Annotated in this window: 21 protein-coding genes and 1 pseudogene; 1 reads left to right on the forward strand and 21 read right to left on the reverse strand. The window is 70.0% G+C overall.

The window, feature by feature from the left end; genetic code table 11:
* Nucleotides 1-268 precede the first annotated feature (268 nt).
* The 6 genes from AX018_RS07960 to AX018_RS07985 form a co-directional block, all read right to left on the reverse strand.
* Nucleotides 269-1,141 (reverse strand): DUF429 domain-containing protein, encoded by an 873-nt coding sequence (locus tag AX018_RS07960; RefSeq protein ID WP_111876767.1) that lies wholly within the window; start codon nucleotides 1,139-1,141, stop codon nucleotides 269-271.
* Nucleotides 1,142-1,145: 4 nt separating this feature from the next.
* Nucleotides 1,146-2,027, reverse strand: a complete 882-nt coding sequence (locus AX018_RS07965; RefSeq protein ID WP_111876768.1) for an EamA family transporter — start codon at nucleotides 2,025-2,027, stop codon at nucleotides 1,146-1,148.
* Nucleotides 2,028-2,133: 106 nt separating this feature from the next.
* On the reverse strand, nucleotides 2,134-2,556 hold the full coding sequence (locus tag AX018_RS07970) for a BLUF domain-containing protein (RefSeq protein ID WP_111876769.1): 423 nt from the start codon (nucleotides 2,554-2,556) through the stop codon (nucleotides 2,134-2,136).
* Between the two features lies 1 nt (nucleotide 2,557).
* Nucleotides 2,558-3,283, reverse strand: a complete 726-nt coding sequence (gene folE, locus AX018_RS07975) for a GTP cyclohydrolase I (RefSeq protein WP_111876848.1) — start codon at nucleotides 3,281-3,283, stop codon at nucleotides 2,558-2,560.
* Nucleotides 3,284-3,414: 131 nt separating this feature from the next.
* Nucleotides 3,415-4,671 carry a cardiolipin synthase ClsB gene (gene clsB / locus AX018_RS07980; RefSeq protein ID WP_211322397.1) on the reverse strand — a complete coding sequence of 419 codons (1,257 nt, stop codon included), beginning with the start codon at nucleotides 4,669-4,671 and terminating at the stop codon, nucleotides 3,415-3,417.
* 65 nt (nucleotides 4,672-4,736) lie between these two features.
* On the reverse strand, nucleotides 4,737-5,495 hold the full coding sequence (locus AX018_RS07985; RefSeq protein WP_111876770.1) for an endonuclease/exonuclease/phosphatase family protein: 759 nt from the start codon (nucleotides 5,493-5,495) through the stop codon (nucleotides 4,737-4,739).
* 126 nt (nucleotides 5,496-5,621) lie between these two features.
* Here AX018_RS07985 and AX018_RS26085 point away from each other — a divergent pair.
* Nucleotides 5,622-6,383 (forward strand): annotated as a pseudogene (locus tag AX018_RS26085) (response regulator); the annotation flags it as partial.
* Between the two features lie 1,007 nt (nucleotides 6,384-7,390).
* Here AX018_RS26085 and nudB read toward each other — a convergent pair.
* From nudB to serA, 15 genes are all read right to left on the reverse strand, one after another.
* A complete protein-coding gene (gene nudB / locus AX018_RS07995) occupies nucleotides 7,391-7,891 on the reverse strand; it encodes a dihydroneopterin triphosphate diphosphatase (RefSeq protein WP_111876771.1) in 501 nt (166 codons plus the stop codon).
* 63 nt (nucleotides 7,892-7,954) lie between these two features.
* Nucleotides 7,955-10,627, reverse strand: coding sequence for a chemotaxis protein CheW (locus AX018_RS08000; RefSeq protein ID WP_245951479.1), 2,673 nt, complete (start codon nucleotides 10,625-10,627; stop codon nucleotides 7,955-7,957).
* 201 nt (nucleotides 10,628-10,828) lie between these two features.
* Nucleotides 10,829-11,641, reverse strand: a complete 813-nt coding sequence (locus tag AX018_RS08005) for a CsgG/HfaB family protein (protein ID WP_111876773.1) — start codon at nucleotides 11,639-11,641, stop codon at nucleotides 10,829-10,831.
* A 94-nt stretch (nucleotides 11,642-11,735) separates the two neighbouring features.
* Nucleotides 11,736-13,550: an aspartate--tRNA ligase gene (gene aspS / locus AX018_RS08010; protein WP_111876774.1), complete on the reverse strand. Its 1,815-nt coding sequence runs from the start codon at nucleotides 13,548-13,550 to the stop codon at nucleotides 11,736-11,738.
* Between the two features lie 82 nt (nucleotides 13,551-13,632).
* A complete protein-coding gene (locus tag AX018_RS08015; protein WP_111876775.1) occupies nucleotides 13,633-14,253 on the reverse strand; it encodes a DUF502 domain-containing protein in 621 nt (206 codons plus the stop codon).
* Nucleotides 14,254-14,263: 10 nt separating this feature from the next.
* Nucleotides 14,264-14,593: an FmdB family zinc ribbon protein gene (locus AX018_RS08020; protein WP_111876776.1), complete on the reverse strand. Its 330-nt coding sequence runs from the start codon at nucleotides 14,591-14,593 to the stop codon at nucleotides 14,264-14,266.
* Nucleotides 14,594-14,682: 89 nt separating this feature from the next.
* On the reverse strand, nucleotides 14,683-16,128 hold the full coding sequence (locus AX018_RS08025) for a high affinity choline transporter 1 (RefSeq protein ID WP_111876777.1): 1,446 nt from the start codon (nucleotides 16,126-16,128) through the stop codon (nucleotides 14,683-14,685).
* An 82-nt stretch (nucleotides 16,129-16,210) separates the two neighbouring features.
* Nucleotides 16,211-17,776: a ubiquinone biosynthesis regulatory protein kinase UbiB gene (gene ubiB / locus AX018_RS08030; RefSeq protein ID WP_111876850.1), complete on the reverse strand. Its 1,566-nt coding sequence runs from the start codon at nucleotides 17,774-17,776 to the stop codon at nucleotides 16,211-16,213.
* The gene (locus AX018_RS08035) at nucleotides 17,773-18,360 is read right to left on the reverse strand and encodes a hypothetical protein (RefSeq protein WP_111876778.1); all 588 of its coding nucleotides are present in this window, start codon (nucleotides 18,358-18,360) and stop codon (nucleotides 17,773-17,775) included. The genes ubiB and AX018_RS08035 overlap by 4 nt, the downstream gene beginning before the upstream one ends.
* A 101-nt stretch (nucleotides 18,361-18,461) precedes the next feature.
* Nucleotides 18,462-19,496 (reverse strand): Tim44 domain-containing protein, encoded by a 1,035-nt coding sequence (locus AX018_RS08040; RefSeq protein ID WP_111876779.1) that lies wholly within the window; start codon nucleotides 19,494-19,496, stop codon nucleotides 18,462-18,464.
* Between the two features lie 35 nt (nucleotides 19,497-19,531).
* Nucleotides 19,532-20,263, reverse strand: a complete 732-nt coding sequence (ubiE, locus tag AX018_RS08045; protein WP_111876780.1) for a bifunctional demethylmenaquinone methyltransferase/2-methoxy-6-polyprenyl-1,4-benzoquinol methylase UbiE — start codon at nucleotides 20,261-20,263, stop codon at nucleotides 19,532-19,534.
* Between the two features lie 92 nt (nucleotides 20,264-20,355).
* Nucleotides 20,356-20,787, reverse strand: coding sequence for a gamma-butyrobetaine hydroxylase family protein (locus AX018_RS08050; protein ID WP_111876781.1), 432 nt, complete (start codon nucleotides 20,785-20,787; stop codon nucleotides 20,356-20,358).
* A gap of 92 nt (nucleotides 20,788-20,879) precedes the next feature.
* Entirely contained in the window at nucleotides 20,880-21,311 is a 432-nt protein-coding gene (locus tag AX018_RS08055) for an HIT family protein (protein ID WP_111876782.1), read from the reverse strand.
* Nucleotides 21,311-25,240, reverse strand: coding sequence for a DUF3683 domain-containing protein (locus AX018_RS08060; RefSeq protein ID WP_111876783.1), 3,930 nt, complete (start codon nucleotides 25,238-25,240; stop codon nucleotides 21,311-21,313). The genes AX018_RS08055 and AX018_RS08060 overlap by 1 nt, the downstream gene beginning before the upstream one ends.
* Before the next feature lie 141 nt (nucleotides 25,241-25,381).
* Nucleotides 25,382-26,611 (reverse strand): phosphoglycerate dehydrogenase, encoded by a 1,230-nt coding sequence (gene serA / locus AX018_RS08065; protein ID WP_111876784.1) that lies wholly within the window; start codon nucleotides 26,609-26,611, stop codon nucleotides 25,382-25,384.
* Nucleotides 26,612-26,891 lie beyond the last annotated feature (280 nt).

The following is a 26,891-nucleotide window of genomic DNA, read 5'->3' on the forward strand; positions in this document are numbered from 1 at the left end:
GCCCATAGCCCGGCTATGGGCCAGCGCCGCAACGCCGCAGACCGCCCGCACACGCCACTGCCCGAAGGGTTGGAGCGAAATCGGGCGATTGGACGCCTCCGATGCTTGCATGGGCACGGGCCCATGCGGCGCATCCGAGGCATCCACTCATCCCGATTGCGCTCCAACGCGACCCCTGCGAGATCGTGAACACGTTCTAAGGCATTGTGCGGCCCGCGTGTGAAGCGGCGGCAAAGCCCGCGTTTCCGCCCGCCAAAGCCGGCGCGGCTCATGGCGCCGCAGGAAACGGCGCGGTGACGATCCAGCCTTCGAGCGGGTCCAGGCCGGCGGGCAGGCCATAGAGCGCATCGCCCTCGGCGCGGCGCCGCGCGGCCCAGGCGGCCTGCACCATGCACAGCACGGCGTCGAGGCTATCTCCGCTCGCGTCGCCGGCCAGCGCGTCGCGCTGCGCGTGCGTGAGCGCCAGCCGCAGGGCGAGGCGCGTGGCACCGGCCTCCAGCCCGGCGATCAGGTCCTTGCGCGCGATGAAGCGCTCGGGGGTCTGCCGGGCGGCGTCGTCGCTCTTGTAGCTGCGCCGCCCCAGGATCTCGCGCGCCAGCAGGCCGGGATAGGCCTCCAGCGCCACGCGCGCCGCATCGCCCGCATGCAGGCCCGGCAGGTGCACGCCCGCGTCGATCAGCAGCGGCACGCCGGCATGCAGCATGTAGGCCACGGGCGGATTGACCCATTTCATCGACGGGCTGGAGCCCGCCGGCCCGTCGGTGGCGCGGTGCGCGAACTTCCCGCCCACCGGGCGCGCGGCGCAGAACGCGGCGAAGGCCTCGCGGATCTGCGGTCGGGCCAGGCCACGGTAATGCGCCATGCAGGCCCGCCATTCCAGGGGCCAGCCCAGCGCGGCCAGCAGTTCGCGCGGCAGGCCGAAGGGCAGGTCGAACCCGCCCACCCACGCGCCCGGCGAGGCCAGCCAGCGGCCGAAGGCGCCGAGCGTCTCGAAGCGCTCCAGCCCCGCGAGCACCACGCGCCCGGCGCGCTCATGGCCCCGGGCCAGCACGATGGGCTTGCGCCGTCCCGGGCTGCTGGAGAAGTCGCAGCCGACGAGCATCGGGCCGGCCGCAGCGGCCGTCACGGGGGGCGCCGCCATCGCCCTACCCCAGCGCCAGCGCCGCCACGCCGGCGGCGATCAGCACCGCGCCGGCGATGCGCGCCGCGCGGTCGCCCTCGCCCAGCAGATGCCCGCCGATCAGCGCGGCGAACAGCATCGAGACCTCGCGCGCGGGCGCCACGTGCGACATCGGCGCCTGCTGCATCGCGAACAGCACCAGCACGTAGGCCACCGGGCTCACCACCGCCACGACCACCGCGAAGCGCCACTGCGCGCTCCACAGGCGCCGCGCGGCGGGCACGTCGCGCAGCACGACGGGCGCGAGCAGCGCCACGCGCACGAAATTGCCCATGTAGTCCACGAGGATGGGCGACATCAGCAGCACCTTGACGGCATAGCCGTCCACCACGGTGTAGCTGGCGATGAAGGCGCCCGTGAGCAGGCCGTAGGCGATGCCCTGGTGCAGCCGGGCGCGCGCGGCCGGATCGTGCGGGGCGCGCAGCAGCGCCGGGCCGCCGGCGATCAGGAACACCCCGCCCACCACGCCCGCGATGCCGGCCACGCCCAGCGCGGTGATGCGCTCGCCCAGCAGCGCGATGGCCACGCACGAGGACAGCAGCGGCCCGGAGCCCCGCGCGATCGGATAGACCACGGTGAGGTCGGCCAGGCGGTAGCCGCGCAGCAGGATCACGTAGTACGCCACGTGCAGCACGCCGCTCGCGGCCACGAAGGCCCATTCCAGCACGCCCCAGCGGGGCACGGCGTCCCATCCCAGCCACGCGCCGAGCGGGGCCCACGCGACCATCATCACCGCCGCCGTGAAGAAGGCGAAGCGCGCGTCGCCCCCGGCCTTCTTGGCCACGATGTTCCAGCCCGCGTGGATCAGGCCGGCGAGCAGGATGAGGGCGAAGGCGGAGAGCGACATGCGGTGGCCGGGGTGGTGGAACGGGGAGCGGGGCAGCCCGGGCGGCCCTGAAAAACGCCGCAGCCCGCGAAAGGCGGGCTGCGGCGGGTGCACGGAGCGCGGAGAGTCAGGCGCGGCCGATGATCGATGCCGTGGCCATCAGCTCTTCCAGCAGCGCGAAGGAGACGCGGCCCGAGACCGAATAGGGGTCCAGCTCCGGCCTCTCGGAGTACTTGAGCAGGATGGAATGGTTGATCTTGCCGAGGTTCACCTGCCCCATCGTCCAGCCGCTGAAGCGCCGCGCCTCGATCTCCTCGAAGTGCAGCAGCTCCACGTCCTTGTGGCGGACGTCGCGCTGGATGTGGCCGTAGAGCTGGCTCACCGCGGAGCGCCCGCCCTCGATGGCCTGCAGGAACACGCCGCCGCCATAGCACAGCACGCCCGTGATGCCGCAGGCGGGGTTGTGCTGGCGCGACTGGCCGAGGATGGATTCGATGGCCGCGCTGGAAGTGTCCACCGCGCGGCTCGCGTAGAGCAGGCGTACGAGCATGTCAGCTCCTTCCGGGAATGAGCGAGAGGAATTCGCGGCGCAGCGCGGCATCCTTGAGGAACACGCCGCGCATCACCGAGTTCAGCATCTTGCTGTCCATCTCGCGCACCCCGCGCCAGGACATGCAGAAATGGCTGGCCTCCATCACGATGGCCAGGCCGTCGGGCTGGGTCTTCTCCATGATGAGGTCGGCTAGCTGCACCACGGCCTCTTCCTGGATCTGGGGGCGGCCCATGACCCAATCGACCAGGCGCGCGTATTTCGAGAGGCCGATCACGTTGGTGTGCTCGTTGGGCAGCACGCCGATCCAGATCTTGCCGATCACCGGGCAGAAATGGTGGCTGCAGGCGCTGCGCACGGTGATCGGGCCCACGATCATGAGCTCGTTCAGGTGCTCGGCATTGGGGAACTCGGTGATGGCCGGCGGCGTCGCGTAGCGGCCCTTGAACACCTCGTTGATGTACATCTTGGCCACGCGGCGGGCGGTGTTCCGGGTGTTGTGGTCGCCGGCCGTGTCGATGACCAGGCTGTCGAGCACGCCCTGCATCTTGGACTCGACCTCGTCGAGCAGCCGCTCCAGCTCGCCCGGCTGGAGGAATTCGGCGATGTTGTCATTGGCGTGGAACCGCTGGCGGGCAGCAAGCAGGCGCTCGCGGATCTTGGCCGAGACAGGCGCTCCCTCGGGGCTGGGAGCGGTGTTCGGATCGTCGGCAAGGTGTGTGAACATGCGCGCGATGGTACCAGCGAAGCCGCTTTCGGGTTTCACAAGGGTTTTGGCGGTCATGTCGGCGTCCCCGCTCACTGGACAGCTATTACTTTAATAGCAAACTCTCCGCCTGTGCGGGCCTTCGCGGCGTCTCAATACCGGCGGCCCGTGATCCACAGGGCCATGCGCATGAGGCCGAAGGCGATGCGGTCGCGCAGCCGCTGGCCCCAGGGGCGCGCCTCGTAGGACCGGGGGTCCAGGCGCTGGCCCGCGTGCTCCATCGCATCCACCAGCCGCGCGCGCAGGCCGGCGGCGAAGGCGGCGTCCTCGATCACGACGTTCGCCTCGCGCGCCAGCAGCATCGACAGCGGATCGAGGTTGGACGAGCCCACCGTGGCCCACGGGTGCTCGCCCCGCGCGTCGATCACCGCCACCTTGGCATGCAGGAAGCTGGGTGCGTATTCGTGGATCTCCACGCCGGCGGCCAGCAGCGCCCCGTACACAGGCCGGGCCGCGTGGTACTGCATGAAGTATTCGTAGCGCCCCTGCAGCAGCAGCCGCACGCGCACGCCGCGCCGCGCGGCCAGCACCAGCGCGCGCCGCAGCTTGCGGCCCGGCAGGAAATAGGCATTGGCGATGATGATCTCGTGGCGGGCATTGCCGATGGCGCGGCGGTAGGCACGCTCGATGCGGCTGCGGTTGCGCAGGTTGTCGCGCAGCAGCAGGCCGGCGCGCATGGCGTGCGCGCCGTGGCCCGGCCCGACCGCCGCCTCTCGGGCGCGGCGCTCGGCCTGGCGGGAGCGCGCGGCCTCCCGCAGGTCGCGCAGCAGATCGCCCAGGCGCCGCCGGCGCGCATCGCGCACGGCCTGCAGGCGCCACCAGACCTGCTCCATGGCCTCGCCCGCCTCCTCCACCAGGCGGCCTTCCACGCGCACGGCGAAATCGAAGCGCGGCGCCTCCAGGACGCCGTAGTTGGGGTCGTGCAGGTCGTCCAGCACATTGATGCCGCCGCAGAACAGCACGCAGCCATCCACCACGCACAGCTTGCGGTGCAGCCGCCGCCAGCGCCTGGGCAGCAGCAGCCCGAGCGGGCCCAGCGGCGAATAGACCTGCATGCGCACCCCGGCTTCCTCGAAGCGCGCGGGCCACGGAGAGGCCAGGCGGCCGGTGCCCACGCCGTCCACCACCAGGTGCACGCGCACCCCGCGCCGGGCCGCGCGCACCAGGGCCTCGGCGATGCCGGCCCCGGAGCCGGTGCAATCGAAGATGTAGGTTTCGAACTGGATGTCGGAGATCGCCGCATCCATCTCCTCCACCAGCGCGGCGAACAGTTCCGCCGAGCCCTGCAGCAGCCGCACGTGGTGGCCGCCGCCCAGCGCGGGCGCGGCGGATGCGCGGCGGCCGGGCAGCGGGAAGCGCCGGGGCGGCCGGCCGGGCGACAGTGCGGGGGGCGCGGCAGGGGCTCCGCGGCGGGTCACAGGCGGAATTCCGCGATCAGCGGCAGATGGTCGGACATGCGCCACCAGATGCGCCCGCGCGGCACGTGCAGCCCGATCGGCTCCAGCCTGCGCACGTACACGTGGTCGAGCTGCACCATCGGCAGGCGCGCGGGGTAGGTGAAGGCGCGCGGCGCGCCGTCGTACTCGTGCAGCCCGAAGGCCGCGAGCGCGCGCTTGATCTGCTGGCCCCAGTCGTTGAAATCGCCCGCCACCACCAGGGGCGCCTCGGGCGGCACCTCGCGCGCGATGAAGCGCTGCAGCTGCGCCACCTGGCGCACGCGGCTGCCGGGGATGAGCCCCAGGTGCACCACGATGGCGTGCACGCGGCGGCCCTGCAGCTCGATCTCCACGTGCAGCAGGCCGCGCTGCTCGAAGCGGTGGTCGGACATGTCCTCGTGCTGGTGGCCGATCACCGGCCAGCGCGTGAGCAGCGCGTTGCCGTGCTCGCCGTGGCGGGTGAACGCATTGGTGCGGTAGACCGCCTCGTAGCCCTCCGGGGCCAGGAACTCGGCCTGCGGCATCTCGGGCCAGCGGGCGAAGTGCTGCGCGCCGCGCCGGTGCACCTTGCGCACCTCCTGCAGGCAGACGATGTCGGCGTCGAGCTGCTCCACAGCATGGCCGAGGTTGTGGATTTCGAGCCGGCGCGCCGGGCCCAGGCCCTGCACGCCCTTGTGGATGTTGTAGGTGGCAACCCGCAGAATGCCGCCGTCGCCCGTGCCGTCCGATGGTTCCATGGCGCGATTGTGGCCCAGCCGCCGCCCCGGCCCGGCACGCCCCGGCTTTACCCGGCTCGCGCCGCGCACCGCAAAGCCCTACACTGGGCTCCACCTTCCCTCCTGGCCGCGCACCGCGCGCACGACATGTCCAGCGCCAAAGCCGCCGCTCCTCTTGAATTGCAGGCCCTGGTCATCGATGGCAATGCCACGTCGCGCAGCATCCTGGTGGCGCAGTTGCGCGAATACGGCATCTCGCGCGTCATCCAGTGCAGCCGGGTCCAGGATGCGCGTGCGCGGCTGGAACACACCGTCTTCGACTACGTGCTGTGCGAGCAGTACTTTCCCGAATCCGGCCAGTCGGGCCAGACGCTGCTCGACGACCTGCGGCGCGCGCAGATGCTGCCCTTCTCGACCGTGTTCTTCATGGTGACGGCCGAGGCTTCGTACGCCGCCGTCGCCGAGGCGGCCGAATCGGCGCTCGACGGCTATCTGCTCAAGCCCTTCACGCCCAGCGCGCTGTTCGAGCGCCTGTCCACCGCACGGCTGCGCAAGACGCACCTGCGCCCGATCTTCGACGCCATCGGCGAGGAAGACTTCGAAGGCGCGGCCCGGCTCTGCGTGGAGCGCTTCGAGGCGCGGCAGCCCTACTGGCTCTACGCTGCGCGCATCGGCAGCGAGCTGCTGCTGCGCCTGGGCCGCCACGACGAGGCCCGCACGCTCTTCGAGGCCGTGATCGAGGCGCGCGCCCTGCCCTGGGCCAAGCTGGGCGTGGCCCGCGCCCAGATCGAGGCGAGCCAGGCCCCCCGCGCGGTGACCACGCTGCAGGGCCTCATCGGCGAGGATGCCTCCTTCGCCGACGCCTACGACGTGCTGGGCCGCGCGCAGGTCGAGATGGGCCAGTTCGACGAGGCCCTCGCCACCTACCGCACGGCGGCGCAGCTCACGCCCGATTCCGTGGTGCGGCTGCAGAAGCTCGGCATGATGGCCCACTACATGGGCGACCGCGAGACCGCCGCGAAGATGCTGTCGCGCGCGGCGGTGCTGGGCATCGACTCCAAGCTGTTCGACTACCAGTCGCTGGTGCTGCTCGCGTTCAGCTACTTCGATGCCCCGGACCGCAAGGGCCTGGAGCGCTGCATCGCGGACTTTGTGCGCATCCGCGAGCGGCACCCGTCGAGCCAGCGCCTGCTGCGCTTCGAGAACGTCGTGCGCATGCTGCAGCTGATCCTGCAGCGGCAGTTCGCCCAGGCCGTCGCGGGCGTGCGCGCCATGGCGGCGGAGGCCCGCGCCCCGGATTTCGACTTCGAGGCGGCCTGCAATCTCTCGGGCCTGCTGGCCGTGCTCACCAACACCTCCATCGACCTCGCCGAGGCCCCCGCCTGGATCGATGCGCTGGGCATGCGCTACGCCAACACGCGCGGCCTGTGCGAGCTGATGGCCAATGCCTGCGGCGCGTGCCCCGACCACGCCGCGGCGGTGCGCGCGTGCCTGCCGCGCGTCAACCGCGCGGCCGAGGAAGCAATGGCCCAGAGCCTCGGCGGCGACCCGGCGGGTGCCGTGCGGCAGTTGCTGGAGCATGCCGAGGCCACGCTCAACACCAAGCTGCTGGACCTGGCGCAGCAGGTGCTGGCCCGCCACGCGGCCCGGCTGGAGGCCGCCCAGGTGGCCGAACAGCAGGACGCCATCGATGCGCTGCGGCAGCGCTGCGGCCATGCCGCGGCCCGGGCCATGCTGGGCCACGGCGGCGAACGCAAGCCCGGCGAGCTGGTGCTGCGCGGTGGCCGGGCCGCGCCCGGCGCCCCGGCGCCCCGGCGCAGGCGCCCATGCCGCCCGCCGCCCCGAACGGCAGCGGCGGCGCGGACTTCACCGGCGACTCCGACCCCGCCGGCATGCTGCGGCTGCGCCCCATATGACTACGGGCGCGAGCCCTGCGCGAAGCGCGGCAGCATCAGGCAGGCCTCGGCATTGGACGGCGAGAAGCAGGCCAGCGCGGCCTCGCGCCAGGGCAGCCAGCGCCACGCATCGTGCTCGCGGGGGCTGAGCACCACGGGGGTGCCTCCGGGCACGCAGAGGCCGAAGAGCCGTTCGCGGTTGCGCGCCACGCCCGGCGCATAGCGGTGCAGCCACTGCGGCCAGATGTCGTATTCGTTCTCCAGCAGCCAGTCCGTGAGCACATGCCCCGGCGCCCGCGCGTCGATGCCGGTCTCTTCCCGCACCTCGCGCACGGCCGTGGCCTCGAACGGCTCATCGGGCCAGTCCTTGCTGCCGGTGACCGACTGCCAGTGCTCCGCGCCGCCGCCCGCGCGGCGGATCAGCAGCACATCGAGGGCCGGTGTGTGGATGACCACAAGCACCGACTCGGGGATCTTGAAGCCGGCAGGGGCAGAAGGGGCGGAGGGATCGGTGGTGTGCATGGGCCGTCAGGCGGGGAGCGGAGTGGCGCGGCACGCCATGATCGCCGGGATGGCGAAGCCGTATCAATCGGAAGCCAGCAGGGCCGACATGTCCAGAGGCGCCACGGCGCCCAGCACCCCCATGGCGCACTGCCGCAGCCACGCCATGCCGATGCGGCAGAGCAGGCGCTTGGCTGGTTTCTCGGCGGCAACGGGCACGGAGAGGACCGCATCGATGAGCGGCGACGGCCCGTCGGCGCTGCCTGCCGCGCCCCACGCCACCGGCTGCAACTGCCGCCGGTCCACATCGAGCATGGGGCCGAGCGTGTCCACCCGCAACGCGAATTCGCCATGGCGGCCCGCCTCCAGCGGAATGCGCAGCACGACGAGCTGCCGGTTCGCATCGGCCGTGCGGGACACCTCGCCGCCCGCCCCGGCCCCCGCCACCAGGCTGCGCAGGTCCACCACCGGGCACACCCGCTCGCCGATCTGCGCCAGCCCGAGGAAAGGCGCGCGGACGCCGCCTGCGTGCAGGACCGTGGCATCGGGCGCGGCGGCCACGACCTCGGCCGCGTCGATGCCGAACCAGTGCGTGCCGGCCAGGAAGGTGGCCACCTGCAATCCGAAAGCGGCATCGACGCGCGCGGCGCCCGACTGCAGCGCGGGCATCTGCGCGCCGGCAGCGCCCTCCGCGATGCCGCACAGATGCCGCAGGGCCACGCAGCGCAGGCCATGGTCGTAGCCGTCCTGCGCGCGGAACTCGCGGTAGCCCTGGCCCCGGGCCACGCCGAGTCCGTAGCGGTGGTCCCCCACCACCGGCATGCGTTCGCCGGGCACGGCGCGCAGCGCCGCCATCGCCCCGGGCACGACCCCGTCGGCATCCGCCGTCCCCTGGCCTCCGGACCGCACCACGCCGCCGGCGGCGTCCACGAACGCCAGCATGTCGCGGGCCCCCAGCCCCACGGCACAGTCCGCGAGGATGGAATCGAGCTGGCTGGCCGCATCCCACACCACGGCGATGCCACCCAGCACCGCCGCCTCGCGCCCGCCCGCGGCGCCGCGGCCCGGCGCACGCACCGCCGCCGCGTAGATGAACGTGGGCCCCGGTGCATAGAAGCGGCTCCCGGCGTAGTCGCTCACGGTGTAGGCCTGCTCGGAGGGCAGCCGCAGGCAGCGGCCCACCCACGGCTCGTCCAGCACCTCGCCCACATGGTGCGCCTGGTCTGGCCGGGACACCGCGATCACCCGCCCCGAGCGGTCGAACAGCACCAGGCAGGCATAGACGGTGTAGAGCGCATTGATCTCCTGCAGCACGGCCGTCGCGGCGGCGCAGCCGGGCGCGTCCTGCTGCTCCAGCGTGCGCGCGAACTGCGGGGTGAGCGCCCACCAACGGCAATCGTTTGCGCGCTCGTAGAGATTGCGGTCCAGGATCTGCATTGCCAGCGCCGCCCGGCTCTGCGCGTCCCGCAGCAGGGAGCGCGTCACCACGCCGTAAAGGCCTTCGAGCGCGACGGCGAACGCGCGCGCCGTCTTGCGCGCGGTGGCGCCGATCTCGGAGAGCAGCGTGCGTGCGAAGAGCAGTTCGCGGGGCGCCACCTCCTCGCCGCCGATCTGGTTCAGGTCGAGCAACCCGTTCCACACCGAGCGCTCCAGCGCCGACTGGATCGCCGCGGAGCGCACGGGGATGCCGCGCAGCTCTTCCGACAGCAGGTCCGCATGCCCCGCCACGCCCGCAAGGTCTCCCGATGGGCCCATGCCCTCGTCGAAGGCGCCGTCCAGCGGCAACAGCGCCACGCCGCGCCAGCCCGGCCCGCCATAGCCCTGGAAACCCTGGGTGCGCCGCGCCGCGAGCAGGTAGCGGCGGCCCATGTGGCGCACCACCTGGCCGCCTTGCGGCGCGGAGTCGCCGGCCTCGGGCAGCCGCCAGCCCACCGGCAACTGCAGGACATCGCTCGATGCCAGGATGGCCCCCTCGCCATCGACCAGCGCGAGGACCGGGTCGATGTCCTGCGCCTCCTGCGTGCCCTGGACCGAGGCGAAGATCGCCGGCATCTCGTCGGCCAGCCGGAACTCCAGGCACAGCACGCCGGCGGCCCGTCCCTCCCAGTCCACCCGGTGCGCATACACCAGCGTCGGCGCCTCCTGGCCGCTGAAGCCGTGCCGGGCATAGTGCTCCACATAGGCGGCATCGCTGCCCAGCACCCCGCGCAGGAACGCCTGGTCCTGCGCCTGCCATGGGTCCGGCGGCGCGGGCTCGGCGCCCTCGCCCCCCGGCGCCGCGCCCCGCAGGCTCGCGCGCAGCCCGCCCTGTGCATCGAAGAGGAAGATGTTGCCGTACACGGTGTACTTGCCCGCGTAGGCGCGCAGGCGGGCCTCGATGTCCGCGCGCTCCGGCCCATGGCGGCCCTCGCCCAGATAGCGCGCCAGTTCGCCATCGGTGGCGAAGAATCCGATGTCCGCCGTGCGCTCGAACAGGTTGCGCACCAGCACGTCGATGCAGACTTGCGCGCGGGTGGCCAGATCGTCCAGGCGGTTGCGCAGCGCCTCGCCGGCCAGGCCGCGCATGAGTTCGCCCGACAGCGCGGCGAAATCCTTGCGCGCCCGCGCCAGGTCGCTCCCCGAGGACGCCTTGGCGGACAGCAGGGAGAGCGACGACAGCAGCGCCAGATGGTCCCACGCGCTTTCGACGAGCCGCAGCTCCTGCTTCTGCTGCTGCGCGGCGGGCATGTAGCGCAACCACTCTTCGGGGGATGACATCGGCGATGAGGACACGGTGCAAGGCTCCAGAAAGCCTCCCGGCACCGAATTCGGGCCGAAAGACCGACCCACTGTAAGCAAGTCCCGCGCCCAGATGCACTCGCGTCAACCCGGTGTTCTAGCGCTTTCCAGCGGCCGGAACACCACGCCTTGGCATGGGCTTGCCGCGGGTGAGCGCAGCCCGCCCCCGGGGCCCCGCGCTCAGTTGCCGGCAGTCTTCTTCACCGCCACCGGCGGGGGCAATTCCTTGGCCTGCAGCGCCCGGACCTGGGTCACGAGCTGGTTGTGCGCATCCAGGAAGGCCGCGGCGATCACCTTGCCTTCGTTGGTATTGCTCCAGCCCATGCCCGCGCCGCCGCCCAGCCGGCCCAGCACGAGGCCGCCCACGCCGAGGTCCGTGGTACGCGCCGCGCCCGTGGCGGCCGCCACCTGCTCCGTGGTCTCGTTGTCCGACAGCAGCAGCGCGGTCTGCGCCTCCTTGAACTTCACCTGCTCGGCCAGCCCGATGAGGCCCGCCATGTCGCGCAGCACGGGAATCATCGCGAGGATGCCGCCCAGGCCGCGCCCGGCATCCTGCTCGCTGAACGTGAGGCTGGGCGTGAGCGTGTACTGGGCTTCGTAGCCGTGCCCCTTCTGCACCGTGCCGTTCTTGCGCAGGATGCCGGCATCCTTCAATTCCTGCTCCTGCACCGTGCCGCGCAGCCCGGCGGCGCGGTCCACCACGCGGAAGCACCCGCTCTGCTGCGCCAGCAGCTTGACCAGCGGCACCGGCGAAGGCGGCAACTGGTAGCCCGAGCCCATGATGTAGCCATTGGGGTTCTCGGCCAGCGCCAGCGTGGCCACGGGCGCATCGCAGCGCACCAGCTCATGCGACGCGTTCTGCGCGCCCTGCGGCCCCGCCGAGCCGCGGACCGCCGAGCCACCCTGGCCCAGCTCGGTCTTCTTCTCGCCGCAGCCAGCCAGCAGGCCTGCTACGGACAGCACGGCCAACAACGTGATTCGGAGGTGGGACATCGCCGGATTCCTTCGGTGGAAAAAAGAAAAGCGGCAGGAGCCGTTCGCCCCTGCCGCCCCGTAGCGCCGCGGCCTGACGCCCGCGCGCTATGCCTCAGGCGGCCTTGACCGCATCGGGGTTGCGCAGGCGGATGTGCAGCTCGCGCAACTGCTTCTCGTCCACGGGGCTCGGCGCCTGCGTGAGCAGGCACTGCGCGCGCTGCGTCTTGGGGAAGGCGATCACGTCGCGGATCGATTCGGCGCGGGTCATCAGCGTCACGATGCGGTCCAGGCCGAAAGCCAGGCCGCCGTGCGGGGGCGCGCCGTACTGCAGCGCGTCCAGCAGGAAGCCGAACTTCTGCTGCGCTTCCTCGGGCGTGATGTTGAGGGCGTCGAACACCTTCTGCTGCACGTCGGCGCGGTGGATACGGACCGAGCCGCCCCCCATTTCCCAGCCGTTGAGCACCATGTCGTAGCCCTTGGAAATGCACTTCTCGGGCGCGGTGACCATCCAGTCCTCGTGGCCGTCCTTCGGGGCGGTGAAGGGGTGGTGCACGGCGGTGTAGCGCTGCGAATCCTCGTCGAACTCGAACATCGGGAAGTCCACCACCCACAGGGGCGCCCAGCGGTCCTCGAAGAGGCCGCTCTTCTTGCCGAACTCGCTGTGGCCGACCTTGATGCGCAGCGCGCCGATGGCGTCGTTGACGATCTTTTCCTTGTCAGCGCCGAAGAACAGCAGGTCGCCGTCCTGCGCACCCGAGCGCTTCAGGATCTCGGCGATGGCGGCGTCATGGATGTTCTTGACGATGGGCGACTGCAGGCCATCGCGGCCCTTGGCCAGTTCGTTGACCTTGATCCAGGCCAGCCCCTTGGCGCCGTAGATCTTCACGAACTCGGTGTAGCCGTCGATCTCGCCGCGCGAGAGGCCCGAGCCCTCCTTCGCGCCACCGGGCACGCGCAGCGCCACTACGCGGCCGCCCTTCATGTTGGCGGCGCCCGAGAACACCTTGAAGTCCACGTCCTTCATGACATCGGTGAGTTCGGTGAATTCGAGCTTCACGCGCAGGTCGGGCTTGTCGGAGCCGAAGCGGTAGGCGGCGTCCTGATAGGTCATGACCGGGAACTCGCCCAGGTCCACGCCCAGCGTGTTCTGGAACACCGTCTTGATCATGCCCTGGAACAGGTCGCGGATGTCCTCCTCGCCCAGGAAGGAGGTTTCGATATCGATCTGGGTGAACTCGGGCTGGCGGTCGGCGCGCAGGTCCTCGTCGCGGAAGCACTTCGTGATCTGGTAGTAGCGGTCGAAGCCCGCCACCATCAGCAGCTGCTTGAAGAGCTGGGGCGACTGCGGCAGCGCGAAGAACTGGCCGTCGTGCACGCGGCTGGGCACGAGGTAGTCGCGCGCGCCCTCGGGCGTGCTCTTGGTGAGCATCGGGGTCTCGATGTCGATGAAGCCGTTGGCGTCGAGGAACTTGCGCACTTCCATCGCCACGCGGTAGCGCAGCATCAGGTTGTTCTGCATGTACGGGCGACGCAGGTCCAGCACGCGGTGCGTGAGGCGCGTGGTCTCCGAGAGGTTGTCCTCGTCGAGCTGGAACGGGGGCGTGACGGAAGGGTTGAGCACGTTCAGCTCGTGGCACAGCACCTCGATCTTGCCGCTCTTGAGGCCTTCATTGGTCGTGCCCTCGGGACGCGCGCGCACCAGGCCCTTGACCTGCACGCAGAACTCGTTGCGCACGCCCTCGGCCGTCTTGAACATCTCGGCGCGGTCGGGGTCGCACACCACCTGCACGTAGCCTTCGCGGTCGCGCAGGTCGATGAAGATGACGCCGCCATGGTCGCGGCGGCGGTTCACCCAGCCCGCGAGGGTGACGGTTTGGCCCATCAGGGCTTCGGTGACGAGACCGCAATAGTGGGAACGCATGGCCATGGAGGTTCTTCCTGCGCCCTCGTGGGGCGCGATGAGGGTGAATATTCCACGCGCGCGCCAGGGCGCGGCGGCGATGGAGGGGTTACTTGGGGTCGGCGAGCGTGGGGTCGGGAGGCGCCACCACGCCCATCGAGACGATGTACTTCAGCGCGGCATCGACGCTCATGTCGAGCTCGATGCAGTCGCTCTTGCGCAGGATCACGAAATAGCCGCCGGTCGGGTTGGGCGTGGTCGGCACGTACACGCTGACGTATCCGTCACGCAGGTAGGCGGCCACCTCGCCGCTGGGGGTGCCGGTGATGAACGCCACGGTCCAGACGCCCTCGCGCGGCCACTGCACCAGCACCGCCGTGCGGAAGGCATTGCCGCTCTCGGAAAACAGCGTGTCGGACACCTGCTTGACGCTCGAATAGATCGAGCGCACCACGGGGATGCGGCTCACGAGCGCGTCGCCCCACTCCACCAGCTTGCGGCCGGCGAAGTTGCTCGCCAGCGCGCCCACGGAGAGCAGGATGGCGAGCGTGAGCAGCACGCCGAAGCCGGGGATGTGGAAGCCCAGCAGCCTGTCGGGCTGCCAGTTCTCCGGGAGGATCTGCAGCGTCTGGTCGAGCGTGCTGATGATCCAGTGCAGGACCCAGGCGGTGATCACGCCGGGCACGATCACCAGCAGACCCGTGAACAGCCATTTGCGCAAAGCGGACATCGAGGGGCGTTCAGCTCTTGGAAGAGGTTGAGGAGGTGGAGGGAGCCGCGGGCGCCGCAGCCGGTGCCGGCGCGCTGGCGGGGGCCGGCGCGGCCGCAGGGGACGAGGCACCGCCCGCGCCTTCGGCGGCCGGTGCGGCGGCAGGGGCGCCGCTGTTGCCGCCCCGGAAATCGGTCACGTACCAGCCCGAGCCCTTGAGCTGGAAGCCCGCGGCCGTGATCTGCTTGGAAAAGGCTTCGGCGCCACAGGCCGGGCAGACCGTCAGCGGGGCATCGGAGATCTTCTGCAGCACATCCTTGGCATGGCCGCAGGAGCCGCATTTATAGGCATAGATAGGCATTTTTGACCGGGCTTGGGTGACGCGAAGGAGGGTGTGCAAAACCTTCAATTATAGGCAAGCGGTTTTTGTGCCCCCGCCGGGGCGGTGCCTCATTCCACGTCCACGACGGGGTGGTGGGTGGCATGGCTGTTGGCCAGCCACTGGGGCGAAAGCGAACCGGCCAGCATCCCCGCCAGGGCGGCCAGCAGACCGGCCAGTTGCGCGGGGAACACGGCACCCACCGGCAGGGCGAGGAACGCCAGCCAGGTGCCCAGGCCCAGCACGATCGCGCACAGGGCGCCCTGCGTGGTCGCGCGCTTCCAGTAGAGGCCGAACACCAGCGGAACGAACGCGCCCACCAGCGGCACCTGGTAGGCACCGGACACCAGCTCGTAGATCGACGTGCCCTGCATGTGGATCGAGTAGGCCAGCACCAGCAGGCTGAAGACCAGCGTGCTGATGCGCATGGTGCGCAGGTGTTCGCGGTCGGACAGGGCCGGGCGGAACTGGCGCCAGATGTTCTCGGTGAAGGTGACGCTGGGCGCCAGCAGCGTGGCCGAGGCGGTGGACTTCAGCGCCGACAGCAGCGCACCGAAAAAGAGCACCTGCATCACGAACGGCATCTTCTCCAGCACCAGCGTGGGGAGCACCTTCTGCGGGTCGTCCTTGAGCAAGGCCGCCGTCTCGGCCGGCATGATGATGAGCACGCTGGCCACGAGGAACATCGGCACGAACGCGAACAGGATGTAGCAGATGCCGCCGATGACCGGGCCGCGCGTGGCGGCCTTCAGGTTGTTGGCGGACATCACGCGCTGGAACACGTCCTGCTGCGGGATCGAGCCGAACATCATCGTGATGGCTGCGGCGATGAAGAACGCCACGTCGTGGAACTTCGGCTCGGGCAGGAAGCGGAAGAGGTCCTTGCTGGCCGCAAGGTCGATCACCTTGTCGGCGCCGCCGGCCATCTGGCCCGCGAACACCGCGATCACGGCCAGCCCCACCACCAGGATGATCATCTGGATGAAATCGGTCACGGCCACCGACCACATGCCGCCGAAGAGCGTGTAGGCCAGGATGGACACCACGCCGATGGTCATGCCCATCGGGATGCTCACCGTCCCGCCCGAGAGCAGGTTGAACACCAGCCCCAGCGCCGTCACCTGCGCGGCCACCCAGCCCAGGTAGCTCAGCATGATGATGAGCGAGCAGATGATCTCCACCGCGCGGCCGTAGCGCTCGCGGTAGTAGTCGCTGATGGTCAGCAGCGTCATGCGGTAGAGCTTGGCGGCGAAGAAGATCCCCACGAGGATCAGGCAGAAGCCCGCACCGAACGGGTCCTCCACCACATTGCCCAGGCCGCCCTCGATGAACTTGGCGGGAATGCCCAGCACCGTCTCGGAGCCGAACCACGTCGCGAACGTGGTGGTGATGATCATGTAGAGCGGCAGGTGCCGCCCGGCGATGGCGAAATCCGCCGCGTTCTTGACGCGCTTGGCCGCCATCAGCCCGATGGCGATGGTGATCAGCAGATAGACGATGACCAGGGTCAGCAGCACGGCACGCTCCTCGATGTCGCGAAGTGATGAAGGGAGGGAAAACGAGAGAGAGAGAGAGAAAAGGGGAACCGGGGCCGCGGCGTCAGTAGAGCCGGAACCGGATCAGGAACTGCAGCAGGAGCAGCCCCAGTACGAAACCCACGCCACCGTAGATCAGGCCCTGCAAGAGGCGGTTGGTGCGCTTTTGCTCGGCGAGCAGTTCCAGCAGCTCGCGGCGGTGGTCGTGCGGCTTGTGGTTCAGGTAGTCGTGCAGCAGGCGGGGCAGCTCGGGCAGCATCTTGGCGAAGTGCGGCGCTTCGGCCTTCATCTCGCGCCAGAGGCGCTGCGGCCCCATCTGTTCGAGCATCCACTTCTCCAGGAACGGCTTGGCCGTGCTCCAGAGGTCCAGCTCGGGGTCGAGCTGGCGGCCCAGGCCCTCGATGTTGAGCAGCGTCTTCTGCAGCAGCACCAGTTGCGGCTGGATCTCGACGTGGAAGCGGCGCGAGGTCTGGAAGAGCCGCATGAGCACCATGCCCAGCGAGATCTCCTTGAGCGGCCGGTCGAAGTACGGCTCGCACACCGCGCGGATCGCCGACTCCAGCTCGTTGATGCGGGTGTCGGCGGGCACCCAGCCGCTTTCGACGTGCAGCTCGGCCACGCGCTTGTAGTCGCGCCGGAAGAAGGCGGTGAAGTTCTGCGCGAGGTATTCCTTGTCGAACTCCGTGAGCGAGCCGACGATGCCGAAATCCAGGGAGATGTAGCGCCCGAAGGAACCGGGCTCCAGGCTTACCTGGATGTTGCCCGGGTGCATGTCGGCATGGAAGAAACCGTCGCGGAACACCTGCGTGAAGAAGATGGTGACGCCGTCGCGCGCCAGTTGCCGGATGTCCACGCCGGCCGCGCGCAGCCGCTCGATCTGGCTGATCGGCACGCCCTTCATGCGCTCCATCACCAGCACGTCGGCGTGGCAGAAGTCCCAGAGGATCTCGGGGATGCGCACCAGGTCCAGCCCTTCCATGTTGCGGCGCAGCTGCGCGGCATTGGCGGCCTCGCGGATCAGGTCCAGCTCATCGTGCAGGTAGTTGTCGAACTCGGCCACCACCTGCCGGGGCTTGAGCCGCTTGCCGTCCGCCGAGAGACTCTCCACCCAGCCGGCCATCAGGCGCATCAGGCCCAGGTCGTTGTCGATCACGGGCAGCATGCCGGGCCGCAGCACCTTGACGGCGACCTCGCACTCCACGCCATGCCGGTCCCGCACGATCGCGAAATGCACCTGGGCGATGGATGCGCTGGCGATGGGCACGCGGTCGAACGACACGAACACCTGATCGAGCGGCCGGCGGAAGGCCCGCTCGATGGTCGCCACCGCCACGTCGGGATCGAAGGGCGGCACGCGGTCCTGCAGGAGCGCCAACTCGTTGGCGATGTCCGGCGGCAGCAGATCGCGCCGCGTGGACAGCACCTGCCCGAACTTCACGAAGATGGGCCCCAGCCGCTCCAGGGCCTCGCGCAGCCGCTGGCCGCGCGGGGCATCGAGATTGCGGCCGATGGAGACGATGCGCGCGAGCAGGCGCAGCCAGGGCTTCTGGAAACTCGTCAGTACCAGCCCGTCCAGCCCATAGCGCAGCACCACCCAGACGATGGTGATGCCACGGAACAACCGGCTCATGGCGCGCTGTGGTCCGGGCCCGGCGCCGTCCGCGCAGCCCCCGTGGCGGCGCGGCACCCGGCCACGCGCGTGCCGACGAACTGCCTCAGGGCCTGCGCCACGCGGCGCGCCGCCGTGCCGATCGCATGGGCGGCGGCATCGCCGAGCACGCGCGCCAGATCCTCTTCGAGATCCCAGCGCACGTGGTCCGCGAGCCACTGGATTTCCGCGGCGAGCTGCACGTCGCCTTCGATGCGGATGGCGGGCTTGTCGCCGCGCAGCGCCGCCTGGGCGAGCGCGAGGGGCGAGGTGTCGGTGATCTCGACGCGCAGGTCAGGGGTGGATTCCTCGCCGGCCAGATCGAAGAGGCCCGCCGGCGTCACGCGCAGCGCCATCGAATAGATCCGCCACTGCACCCGGGCCACGCTGCCGCGCTGCCGCACGAGCCGGTCCATGGCCTCGGGCTCCTGCATGAGCACATGGTTGATGAACAGCACGAGCCGGTGCTGCACCTCGTGCACCAGCCATTGCGGGGGCTGGGGGCCGCTGGCCAAACGCTCGAAGAGCCCGTCCAGAAACGAAAAAGGGGACTGTGGTGCTGCCATAAGTCCCCGATTATTCCCCGAACTGGCCGCGGCGCATGCAAGCTTGACCGCACGCACCGCACGCCATTGCGGAAAAACGCGGCCCGCGGGCCGCACCCTGCTTACTGGAGGGCCTGCACGCCGGCCACCAGCCAGCCGCTCGCGCCGCTCTTGGGCTTGGTCATGTTCCAGACCTCGCGGAAGGGGCTGGGGCCCGCCGAGGGTTCCTCGCGGATCATGCCGGAGAACTCCACGCTGGCCATGTAGCCGTCGCCCAGGTCCTCGATGCCCAGGAGCTGCGCCTCCAGCATCACCACGTCGGTGTGGTTGGGCTGGCTCGCGCCGCGCAGGGACTCGCGCTCGGCGAGCTGGGCGCGGATTTCACCCAGCATGCTGTCCGTCATCATGGCGCGCAGGGTGGCGATGTCCGAGCGGTCCCACGCGGCCTGCAGGGCGGTGAAGTTGCGCTTGGCCGCCGACAGGAAGCCCTCGGTGTCGAAGTCCGCCGGAACGCCCCAGTTCTGCGAGCCACCCAGGGCCGAGCCGATCACCACCCCGGAGCCGCCGCCCGCTGCGCGCGAGGCCTCGAAGGCCATGCCGCCGCGCTCGAAGGGGCGGGCCGATGCATCGTTGCCCACGTTCTGCGGGCTGTACTGGCGCGCGACCGGTGCCTCGGAGGGCGAGAGCGATCCGACGCCCGCGCCCTGCAGCGCGAAGGGGGAGCCACCGCCCGAAGATGCGGCCGGCTTGCGCGAGCGCATGACCATCCCGATCACGGCGACGGCGACCAGCGCGAGCAGCGCGATCAGCAGGAACTGGCCGAAGGCCTCGCCCAGGCCGAGCGAGTGGGCCAACCAGGCCAGTCCGAGGCCCGCCGCCAGGCCGCCCAGCATGGCGCCCCAGGGCTTCTTGGGCGCGGCGGCCGGTGCAGCGCTCGGCGCAGCGGCCGGCTTGGCGGCGGCCGCGCTGGTGGCATTGGCGCCGGTGGCGTTCTGCACGGGCGCGGCCGGAGTGGCCGGAGGATTGGCAGCCTCGCGCTGCGTCACGTTGCTCGACTGCTTGCCGACCGACTTGCCGCCGCCCATGCGGCGGGCATCGGCGTCCAGGTGGACCACCGCCAGCATCGCCACCAGGGCCACAGACCAGAGTTTCATCATGTCATCTCCATTCGTTATTGCGAGCTTTCCCAAGCTCAGCACTTGATTCCAACATGGAGCGCCACGATGCCGCCAGTCATATTGTGATAGTCCACATGCCCAAAGCCATTTTTTTGCATGAGGGCTTTGAGCTCTTCCTGGCCTGGATGCATGCGGATCGACTCGGCGAGATAGCGGTAGCTGGCGTCGTCGCCGGCCACGAGCTTGCCCAGGCGGGGCAGCACCTTGAAGGAGTACCAGTCGTAGGGCTTGCGCAGCGGCTCGGCCACCTGCGAGAACTCCAGCACCAGCAGCCGGCCGCGCGGCTTGAGCACGCGGCACATCTCGGCGATGGCCGCGTCCTTATGCGTCATGTTGCGCAGGCCGAAGGCCACGCTCACCACGTCGAAGTGGCCGTCGGGGAACGGCAGCCGCTCGGCGTCGCACACCAGCGTGGGCAGCACCGTGCCGCCGTCGATGAGGCGATCGCGCCCCACGCGCAGCATGGCTTCGTTGATGTCGGTGTGCACCACGAGGCCCGAAGGCCCGACCTTCTTCGCGAAGGCGCGCGCCAGGTCGCCCGTGCCGCCCGCGATGTCGAGCACGCGCTGGCCCTCGCGCAGGTTTGCGACCATCACGGTGTAGGCCTTCCATGCCCGGTGCATGCCGCCGGACATGAGGTCGTTCATGAGGTCGTATTTCGAGGCCACGGAGTCGAACACGCCGCGCACGCGGCGCGCCTTGTCCTGCTCATCGACCGACTGGAATCCGAAGTGGGTGGTGCTCATCCCGCGATGCTAGGCGCCGGCATGCCCGGCGTACAGCGACAACCCCGCATGCGCCTGGGGCATGTGTGGCGATTCGGACCACGCGGCGGGCGTCAATGGCCGCCGCAACCGCCGCCGTGCGCGGAGCCGCCGCGCCGCGGCGGCGGCATGGGCGCGTCGCGGTCCGCGCCCGCCTGCGCGAGGCGCTGCGCGTACTGCGCCCACAGCTCGGCCTCTCGCCGGCCCAGTTCGTAGAGGTAGTCCCAGGAGAAGATGCCGCTGTCGTGCCCGTCGGAGAAGGTGGGCCGGATCGCGTAGTGGCCCACGGGCTCGATGGCGGTGATGGACACGTCGCGCTTGCCGGTCTGCAGCACCTCCTGCCCCGGCCCGTGGCCCTGCACTTCCGCCGAGGGCGAATAGACCCGCATCAGCTCGAAGGGGATGCGGAACGCGGCGCCGTCGGAGAACGCCACCTCCAGCACGCGCGAGGCGCCGTGCGCGGTGAGCGATTGCGGCAGGGGGGTGTCGGGTTTCAGGCCAGCCATGCGGTCCTCGGCGTGTGCGGTGGGGGAAGGAAAGGCATGCGGATTGTCCCGCGCGCCGTGGCCGGCCCGATGGCCGCAGGGTTATCCGCGCTTCACGCGATGCGGTCCAGGTGCTCGCGGATCGCGGACTCCACCGTCGCCAACCGGGCCTCGACGGCCTCTTCCTGCGCGCCCTCGCGCCCGCGCACCGGCGCGGCCCACACCGGCGACGGGAAATGGCTGTCCCAGGCGAACCGCGCGATCACGTGCCAGTGCAGGTGCGGCACCATGTTGCCCAGCGCCGCGAGGTTGACCTTGTCGGGCTGCAGGTGCGCGCGCAGCGCCTGCTCCACGGCGGCCACGGCCTCCATGCACAGCAGGCGATCGGGCGCGGAGAGGTCGGAGAACTCCGCCACGTGCGCATTCCAGACCACGCGGTAGAACGCGGGAAAGCCCGCCTCGTCGGCGCGGATCACGCGCAGGCGCTCCCCGCGCCAGACCAGCGCGCCGCCATCGCCGCTGCACAGGGGGCAGGCCGTCGCCATCAGACCAGCACCCGCTCGATGCCGCCCGCGTTGGCGCGCTGCACGTACTCGGGCATCCAGTTCTCGCCCAGGATCTCGCGCGCCATCTCGACGACGATGTAGTCGGCCTCCAGCAGACCGTTCTGCAGATCGTCCTGATAGCGGTTCAGGCCCTGCAGGCAGCTCGGGCAACTGGTGAGGATCTTCACGTTGTCCTGCGGGCCCACGGCGCCGCTCGCGCGCAGCGCAGCCTCGCCCTTGAGGATCTCCTGCTCCTTGCGGAAACGCACCTGCGTGGAGATGTCGGGCCGCGTGACGCCCAGCGTGCCGGATTCGCCGCAGCAGCGATCGCTCTTGGTCACCTGCGGGCCGACGAGCGCCTTCACGGTCTTGACCGAGTCCTGCAGCTTCATCGGGTTGTGGCAGGGCTCGTGGTAGAGATAGGCGCCCTTGCCCTGCAGGGCGATGCCCTTCTCCAGCAGGTACTCGTGGATGTCGATGATGCGGCAGCCCGGGAAGATCTTGTCGAACTGGTAACCCTGGAGCTGGTCGTAGCAGGTGCCGCAGCTCACCACCACGGTCTTGATGTCCAGGTAGTTCAGCGTGTTGGCCACGCGGTGGAACAACACCCGGTTGTCGGTGATCATCTGCTCGGCGCGGTCGAACTGGCCGCTGCCGCGCTGCGGGTAGCCGCAGCACAGGTAGCCCGGCGGCAGCACGGTCTGCACGCCCGCATGCCACAGCATGGCCTGCGTGGCCAGGCCCACCTGGCTGAAAAGGCGCTCGGAGCCGCAACCGGGAAAGTAGAACACCGCCTCCGTCTCGGCCGTGGTGGTGGCCGGGTTGCGGATGATGGGCACGTAGTCCTTGTTCTCGATGTCCAGCAGCGCGCGCGCGGTCTTCTTGGGCAGGCCGCCGGGCAGCTTCTTGTTCACGAAGTGGATCACCTGCTCCTTGATGGGCGCGGTGCCCACCGTGGCCGGCGGGTGCGCCGTCTGCCGGCGCCCCACGGAGCGCGCGAGCTGCACCACGGCGCGCTGGGCCTTGAAGCCCACGCCCACCATGGCCGAGCGCATGAGCTTGATGGTGTCCGGGTTCGTGGCGTTGAGCATGGCCATCGCCAGCGCATTGCCGGGCCGGAAGGTCTTCTTGCCCATCTTGCGCAGCAGGTTGCGCATGTTCATGGTCACGTCGCCGAAGTCGATCTTGACCGGGCACGGGGTGTAGCACTTGTGGCAGACGGTGCAGTGGTCGGCCACGTCCTCGAACTCCTGCCAGTGCTTGATCGACACGCCGCGGCGCGTCTGCTCCTCGTACAGGAAGGCTTCCACCAGCAGCGAGGTGGCGAGGATCTTGTTGCGCGGGCTGTAGAGCAGGCTGGCGCGCGGCACGTGGGTGGAGCACACGGGCTTGCACTTGCCGCAGCGCAGGCAGTCCTTGACCGAGTCGGCGATGGCGCCGATGTCGCTCTGCTGCATGATGAGCGACTCGTGGCCCATGAGGCCGAAGCTCGGCGTGTAGGCGTTGGTCAGGTCGGCGGCGCGCAGCGCCTCGCGGGACGATTCAGGGGCAGTTTCGCCACCATGTCGCCGACTTTTCTGGGTTTTTTGCTCCTGATTTCGTAGCAGCTTGCCGCGATTGAAGCGACCCTCGGGGTCCACGCGGCGCTTGTAGTCGGCGAAGGGGCGCAGCTCGTCGTCGGTCAGGAATTCGAGCTTGGTGATGCCGATGCCGTGCTCGCCCGAGATCACGCCGCCCAGCCCGCGCGCCAGCACCATGATGCGCGCCACCGCCTCGTGGGCGGTCTGCAGCATCTGGTAGTCGTCGCTGTTGACGGGAAGGTTGGTGTGCACGTTGCCGTCGCCCGCGTGCATGTGCAGCGCCACCCAGACGCGGCCCTTGAGCACGCGCTGGTGCACGGCGACCGCCTCGGCCATGAGGGGCTGGAAGGCGGCGCCGGCGAAGATCTTGGCCAGCGGCTCGCGCAGCTGCGTCTTCCAACTGGCGCGCAGGGTGTGGTCCTGCAGTTGCGGGAACAGCGTCTCCACGTCCCGCAGCCAGCCGGCCCACTGATCGCGCACCCCGTCCACCAGGGCCACGGCCTGGGCCACGCGGTCTTCCAGCAGCTCGGCGGAGGCGATCTCGTGCGCATCGTCCTCGCGGCCCAGCGGCAGGTTGCCACGCAGGAAGAAGTCTTCCAGCGCGTCGCACAGCGCGAGCTTGTTGCGCAGCGACAGCTCGATGTTGATGCGCTCGATGCCGTCGGTGTACTCGGCCATGCGCGGCAGCGGGATCACCACGTCCTCGTTGATCTTGAAGGCGTTGGTGTGGCGGCTGATGGCGGCCGTGCGCTTGCGGTCCAGCCAGAACTTCTTGCGCGCCTCGGCGCTGATGGCGATGAAACCCTCGCCCGAGCGCGAGTTGGCGATGCGCACCACCTCGCTGGTCACGCGCGCCACGGCGTCGGCGTCATCGCCGGCGATGTCGCCGAACAGCACCATCTTGGGCAGGCCGCCGCCGTGCCGCTTGCTCTTGGTGGCGTAGCCCACGGCCTTGAGGTAGCGGTCGTCCAGGTGCTCCAGGCCGGCGAGCAGCACGCCGGAGCGCTTCTGCTCGGCGAACATGAAGTCCTTGATCTCGACGATGCTGGGCACCGCGTCCTTGGCGTTGCCGAAGAACTCCAGGCACACGGTGCGCGTGTGCTCGGGCATGCGGTGCACCACCCAGCGCGCGCTGGTGATGAGGCCGTCGCAGCCCTCCTTCTGGATGCCGGGCAGGCCGGAGAGGAACTTGTCCGTCACGTCCTTGCCCAGGCCCTCCTTGCGGAAGGTGCGGCCGGGGATGTCCAGGCGCTCGGTGCGCAGCGGCGTCCTGCCGTCGGCGGCGAAGTACTGCAGCTCGAAGCTGGCCACCTCGGCGTCGTGGATCTTGCCCAGGTTGTGGCCGATGCGCGTGACCTCCAGCCATTCGGCATCGGGCGTGACCATGCGCCAGGAGGCGAGGTTGTCCAGCGCCGTGCCCCAGAGCACGGCCTTCTTGCCGCCCGCGTTCATGGCGATGTTGCCGCCGATGCACGAGGCCTCGGCGCTGGTCGGATCGACGGCGAACACGAAGCCCGCGCGCTCGGCCGCGTCGGCCACGCGCTGGGTGACCACGCCGGCCTCGGTCCAGATGGTGGGCACCTCGTGGTCCAGGCCCGGCAGGCGGACCTTCTCCACCTCGGTCATGGATTCGAGCTTCTCGGTGTTGATGACCGCGCTGCGCCAGGTGAGCGGGATGGCGCCGCCCGTGTAGCCCGTGCCGCCCCCGCGCGGGATGATGGTGAGGCCCAGTTCGATGCAGGCCTGGACCAGCGCGGCCATCTCGGCCTCGGTGTCGGGCACGAGCACGACGAAGGGGTATTCGACGCGCCAGTCGGTCGCGTCGGTCACGTGGGAGACGCGCGAGAGGCCGTCGAACTTGATGTTGTCGCGGGCCGTGTGGCGCCCCAGGCGGCGCTGCACCTGGCGGCGCAGTTGGGCGGCCTCGACGAAGGTGGCGTCGAAGCGCGCGACCGCCGCGCGCGCGGCCTCCACGAGCTGGCCCACCAGCTGGTCGCGCCCGGCATCGTCACCGGGCGTGCGGCGCTTCTCGATCTCGGCCAGCCGGTGCTGCAGGGCTTCCACCAGCAGCTTGCGGCGGTCGGGGTTGTCCAGCAGGTCGTCCTGCAGGTAGGGGTTGCGCTGCACCACCCAGATGTCGCCCAGCACCTCGTAGAGCATGCGGGCGGAGCGGCCCGTGCGGCGCTCGCGGCGCAGCTGGTCGAGCACGTCCCAGGACGCGGAGCCCAGCAGGCGGATGACGATTTCCCGGTCGGAGAACGAGGTGTAGTTGTACGGGATCTCGCGCAGACGGGTCGGCTCGGCGGCCTGGGCCTGCTGCAGGGCGGCCAGCGCTATCGGAACATTCATGGGGTGGACCTGGCTCGGGCGCTGGCGGCGCGCCCTTGTTCGTCGGGGCCGGCGATTTTACGCCAGCGCCCGATATGCCGCAGGCCGCGGCCCCACGCCCCCCCGGCTCGGCCCGGGCATGCGCGCCCGGGCCGATCCACGTCAGAACAGCACGCGACTGCGGATGGTGCCCGGCACCTTCGCGAGCTTGTCCTGCGCCAGCTCGGAGGACTGGGCGTCGATGTCGATCACCACGTAGCCCACCTTGTCGTTGGTCTGCAGGTACTGCGCGGCGATGTTGATCTGGTTGTCCGAGAAGATCTGGTTGATCTGCGAGAGCACGCCCGGCACGTTGCGGTGGATGTGCAGCAGCCGGTGCTTGCCCGGGTGCGCGGGCAGCGCCACCTCGGGGAAGTTCACCGACGAGGTGGAGGTGCCGTTGTCGCTGTACTTGACGAGCTTCTCGGCCACTTCCAGCCCGATGTTGGCCTGCGCCTCCATGGTGGAGCCGCCGATGTGGGGAGTGAGGATGACGTTGTCCAGGCCGCGCAGGGGCGAGACGAACTCGTCCTTGTTGCTGCGCGGCTCGACGGGGAAGACGTCGATGGCCGCGCCCAGCAGCTTCTTCGCGCGGATGGCCTCGGCCAGCGCCTCGATGCGCACCACGGTGCCGCGCGCGGCGTTGATGAGGATCGCGCCCGGCTTCATGGCGGCGATCTCCTCGGGGCCGATCATCCACTGCGTGGAGGGCAGCTCGGGCACGTGCAGCGTGACGATGTCGCTCTGCTCCAGCAGGGCCTGCAGCGAGGGCGCCTGGCGCGCATTGCCCAGGGGCAGCTTGCTGACCACGTCGTGGAACACCACGTGCATGCCCAGCGCCTCGGCCAGCACCGAGAGCTGCGTGCCGATGGAGCCGTAGCCCACGATGCCCAGGGTCTTGCCGCGGATCTCGTAGGCGTTCTCGGCGCTCTTGAGCCAGCCGCCGCGGTGGGCCACGGCGTTCTTTTCGGGCACGCCGCGCAGCAGCAGGATGGCCTCGGCCAGCACCAGCTCGGCCACCGAGCGGGTGTTGGAGTACGGGGCGTTGAACACGGCGATGCCGCGCTCGCGGGCGGCGTCCAGGTCGATCTGGTTGGTGCCGATGCAGAAGGCGCCCACGGCCACCAGCTTGTGCGCGTGCTCGAACACGTCCGCCGTGAGCTGCGTGCGCGAGCGGATGCCCAGGAAATGCACGTCCGCGATCTTGCGCTTGAGCTCCTCTCCATCCAGCGCGCCCGTCAGGGCCTCGATCTGCGTGTAGCCCGCGCCGCGCAGCACCTCCAGCGCGGACGGGTGCACGCCCTCCAGCAACAGGAACTTGATCTTGCTTTTATCCAGGGAAGTCTTGGTCATGGAACAACAAAAGAAGAAGGGAGAAGGGCGGAAGTCGTTCTGCGGCGCGTGGCATGCCCGCCTCGCAGATCGCCCGGCATTGTGCAATGGGAAAAAACCCTGCTGCCGGGGCGACTTCAGTCCCGCGGGATGGAATCCACGTCACGCAGGCGACGCGCAGGCCCCGCCATGCACCACAGAATCGCCACAATCCCATCCTCCCGCGCGGGCGACCCGGGAAGTTCCCGATCGGCGGAAGCGCCCAGGCATGCGACAACGACATGCCGATGACACGAATGCT

The sequence above is a fragment of the Paracidovorax anthurii genome (assembly GCF_003269065.1).
Taxonomy (GTDB): Bacteria; Pseudomonadota; Gammaproteobacteria; order Burkholderiales; family Burkholderiaceae_C; genus Paracidovorax; species Paracidovorax anthurii.